This is a genomic window from Dehalococcoidales bacterium, assembly GCA_028717385.1.
GTDB lineage: Bacteria > Chloroflexota > Dehalococcoidia > Dehalococcoidales > CSSed11-197 > CSSed11-197.
In genome coordinates this window covers 1-3,524 of sequence record JAQUNW010000060.1, presented here as the reverse complement: position 1 = coordinate 3,524, position 3,524 = coordinate 1, and the positions used below count along the sequence as shown (strand labels likewise).

Here is a 3,524-nt window from a genome sequence, read left to right as displayed (position 1 = left end):
CTTCTGGAAAGACAAAGAAACAAGTGCCTATAATAAGACCACAGGTCTTAAAGATACATTTAGGTTGTAATCATTTTCAATATTTGCAAATAGAAACTAGTTAGTCACGAAAGCTCATGCATCGTTCTCTTATCTGCTGCGCTTCTTTGAGACCGGGCATATATTTGTCAACATAATCAAGCCATTTAAGTGCAATTTCATACTGTTGAAGCATCTCGCAAGCAAGAGCAATGTTATATGAAGCTATGCCTTTCTTTTTAACATCATCCGTATCAACAAGTTTCATCCAGATATCACGAGCTTCTTTCCATTTGAAATCAAATGCAAGTTCTTCAGCTTGAGCCCACCGACCATAAAGGTAACAAATTACTGTACGTTCTTCAGGCTTCCACTTAGGGAAAAAGTTAGAAGCAACAATCTCACCTAAACCAATATACAAACTTGGAAGACTTTTTTTTGCTTTTAAATAGAACTTCTCTATTGAAACTGTATCCGGAGCAACTATATTCCAATATACAATATCAGAAAACTTAATTTGTTCGGGAGTGTTATCCAAGGTATCGTTTTTCTTTGATATAGAAATATTGAATTGATAAGGCATGGACATAACCAAACTTAATGTTGATTCTCCATAATCCAAACCAATTTTGTGAAACATATCTCCAAGGGCCAACGAGTCAATTATAATTTCATACTCCGGATTCTTATTCACAACATTTAAAACATTTCCTATCCCTTTTGAAATACCTTGAAAAAACAACAAATTTTCCGCACTAACATCCCCATTATAACATATCGCTATCGATTTACCAAGTACATCTGTTTTAACAGAAGAAGGTTGATTTACCTCAATATCCATTATTTCTTTGTACGGACCACAAGCAGTTAACATAAATAAAATTGCCACTAAGAATATTTGCGAAAAAATATTCATTAAATAATGTTTTGCCTTTTTCATAACAATATCAGATTAAGACTACATATAACTTACATCCCCATGCCTCCGTCAACAATAATTACTTGTCCTGTTACATAAGAAGACAAATAGGATGCTAAAAATGTACAAACTTTTACTATTTCTTCTAATAATCCCATTTTCTATATCAAGTCTGCCAACAAATCGTATTCATTGGCTCCAATTATTTTAACATTAACAAAATTACCAATTATATTTTGAGGAACAAATATCCCGGAAAGAGAATCTCCCCCAATTAGAATCTCACCGTCAACTTCAGGAGATTCTTTTTGACTTCGTGCAACCAGCACATTATTACAGGAAATATCCTTTGAAAAAGAATCAACCAGAACCTTTTCAACAGAACCGATACGCGAATTATTATAGGCATTAGAAATGGCGGCCTGCACTTCCATCAAAGTGTCATATCTCTCTTGCTTTACAAGTCTGGATATATTGTCTTTAAAATTTAAAGCTCCATATGTTCCCTCTTCTTCTGAATAAGTAAAAGCTCCTAATCTCTCAAATTTGTATTCTTTAACAAAATCGAGAAGATTTTTAAGATCCTTCTTTCCTTCTCCAGGATGTCCAACTATCATTGTAGTGCGAAGTACCACACCAGGAACCATTTTTCTAAATTTCTCAACCAACTCTCTGGTTTCCCTTCCATCAACAGATCTTCTCATCATAGAAAGTACTTTATCTGAAGAATGTTGAAGAGGTATATCTATATACTTGCAAATTTTTTCTGAACCTGCCATTATTTCAAGAACATCATCAGGAAATCCGGCAGGATAGGAATAATGAATTCTGATCCATTCAATACCATCAATTTGAACAAGTTTCTCTAACAGTTTCCCTAAACACCTTTTCTTGTATATATCAAGTCCATAATAAGTAGTATCTTGAGCAATGACAATAAGCTCCTTTACCCCCATTGCAGCAAGATTCTTAGCCTCTTGTATAATATCTTCCATGTGTACAGAGTGATGTGGCCCCCTGATGATAGGAATAGAACAATAAGAGCATGTTCTATCACACCCCTCAGAAATTTTCAAATAAGCATAATGATTCGGCGTTGTAAGACAACGTTGTAAGGCCAAATCTTCTCTGAAAGTAATTCCCAAGGCATTTAACAGACTACCGTTATCAAGCGTCCCGTAAAATCCATCCACCTCCTGAATTGATTTTACCAACTCATCTCTATAACGTTGTGAAAGACAACCAAAAACAAAAATTTTACTGATATAACCTTTTTTCTTTGCATCGACGGCAGAAAAAATGGTTTCTATTGATTCCTCTTTGGCATCTTTAATAAAGCCACAAGTGTTTATTATGACTGTATCTACTCCCGCTTTTGTCAAATCTTCACCTTCAGGAGATATTTCAAATTTACCGGCACTTATTTGTTTCAGTATATGTTCCGAATCTACCCTGTTTTTTGAGCACCCCAAAGAAATAAGCTGAACACGTCTCACAACTAGTTGGCTTTTCTTTGCACAGTTTTAGTGCTCTTAATTGCAGCTGAATTGGCAGCTTTGTTTGGAGATGCCTTGGTGGATTTCTTTGTGGTTTCTACGTTCTTAGTCCCTTTTTTAGGTTTATCTTCCTTGATTATATCTTCAGACGACTCTTCTTCCTCAGCAAATTCTAAAGATGCATACTGTTTTAAAATATTGTACCAGTCAAGAACTTTCTTCATATGAGAAACATAAAATCTATCTCTGTCATAATCAGGCAGTACCTCTTCAAAAAACGCTTTCATCACTTTTTCATCCGACTTGCCTGATGGCGCAGATTCTTCACCAAGTTTGTTTATCATTTTGATCAGAACTTCCTTAAGAGGTAATTCATCTTCATTAGTATAAATTGATATATCCGCAAGAGTTGTCACTCTCGAATTGACACCAAATGAAGTTCTCTGTTTTGTAACAAGAGACTCAACAATCACACCGTTTTTAGCTTGTGAAAGGTATAAAAACAACCCCGGTTGTCCTGATACCGATAAAACTTTCTTTAAATCTGTCTTCATTTTATTATTGAATTATATTTTTCTTATAAATGCTGGCATTAAACAATGCCACGTTCTTTTTTAATTTTTTCATATGCCATCTGAATTTTCTTAAATTTTTCTTCAGCCGCCTTTTGAACATCAGGCCCCAAAGAGGCTACTTTATCAGGGTGATGCTTAATGGCAAGTTTTTTATAAGCTCTTTTTACCTGATCATCACTCGCATTTCTATCAATTTCAAGAACACTGTATGCTGATTCAAGGTTTTGTCCAAACATAGAAAATATCGACTCACTATCAGATGTATTTACGCCAATTGCAGAGGCTATTTCACGCAACATTTTTAACTCATCAGAGCATACATCCCCATCACATTGTGCCAGACCTACAAGATAATGAAGCAATTGCATCCTTTGAGAATAGTTCATATACTGTTTTATCTGTCCACCTACTTCATAAATATTTATTTCCTTATCTTTAAGTCCCTTCAGAATATCCATCGCCTCCGGTACTGCCTGCTCTCCAAAAGATCTCCTTATAAAATCCTTAACATAATCC

At 34.9% G+C, this 3,524-nt stretch carries 4 protein-coding genes; all 4 read right to left on the bottom strand.

The annotated features are described in order from the left end of the window. Positions 1 to 100: 100 nt before the first annotated feature. Entirely contained in the window at positions 101 to 958 is an 858-nt protein-coding gene (locus tag PHX29_07230; protein ID MDD5605675.1) for a DUF6340 family protein, read from the bottom strand. Between the two features lie 140 nt (positions 959 to 1,098). Continuing rightward, a complete protein-coding gene (gene rimO, locus PHX29_07225) occupies positions 1,099 to 2,433 on the bottom strand; it encodes a 30S ribosomal protein S12 methylthiotransferase RimO (GenBank protein ID MDD5605674.1) in 1,335 nt (444 codons plus the stop codon). 2 nt (positions 2,434 to 2,435) lie between these two features. Further along, complete coding sequence (locus PHX29_07220; GenBank protein MDD5605673.1) at positions 2,436 to 2,987, bottom strand: DUF5606 domain-containing protein; 552 nt, start codon at positions 2,985 to 2,987, stop codon at positions 2,436 to 2,438. A gap of 38 nt (positions 2,988 to 3,025) precedes the next feature. Further along, positions 3,026 to 3,524, bottom strand: a 499-nt coding sequence (locus PHX29_07215) for a DnaJ domain-containing protein (GenBank protein MDD5605672.1), incomplete at its 5' end; no start/stop codon positions are given.

Bases quoted from the DNA above. Each gene is read 5' to 3' on its own strand.
- PHX29_07230 (MDD5605675.1), bottom strand. From the start codon at position 958: ATGAAAAAGGCAAAACATTATTTAATGAATATTTTTTCGCAAATATTC.
- PHX29_07220 (MDD5605673.1), bottom strand. From the start codon at position 2,987: ATGAAGACAGATTTAAAGAAAGTTTTATCGGTATCAGGACAACCGGGG.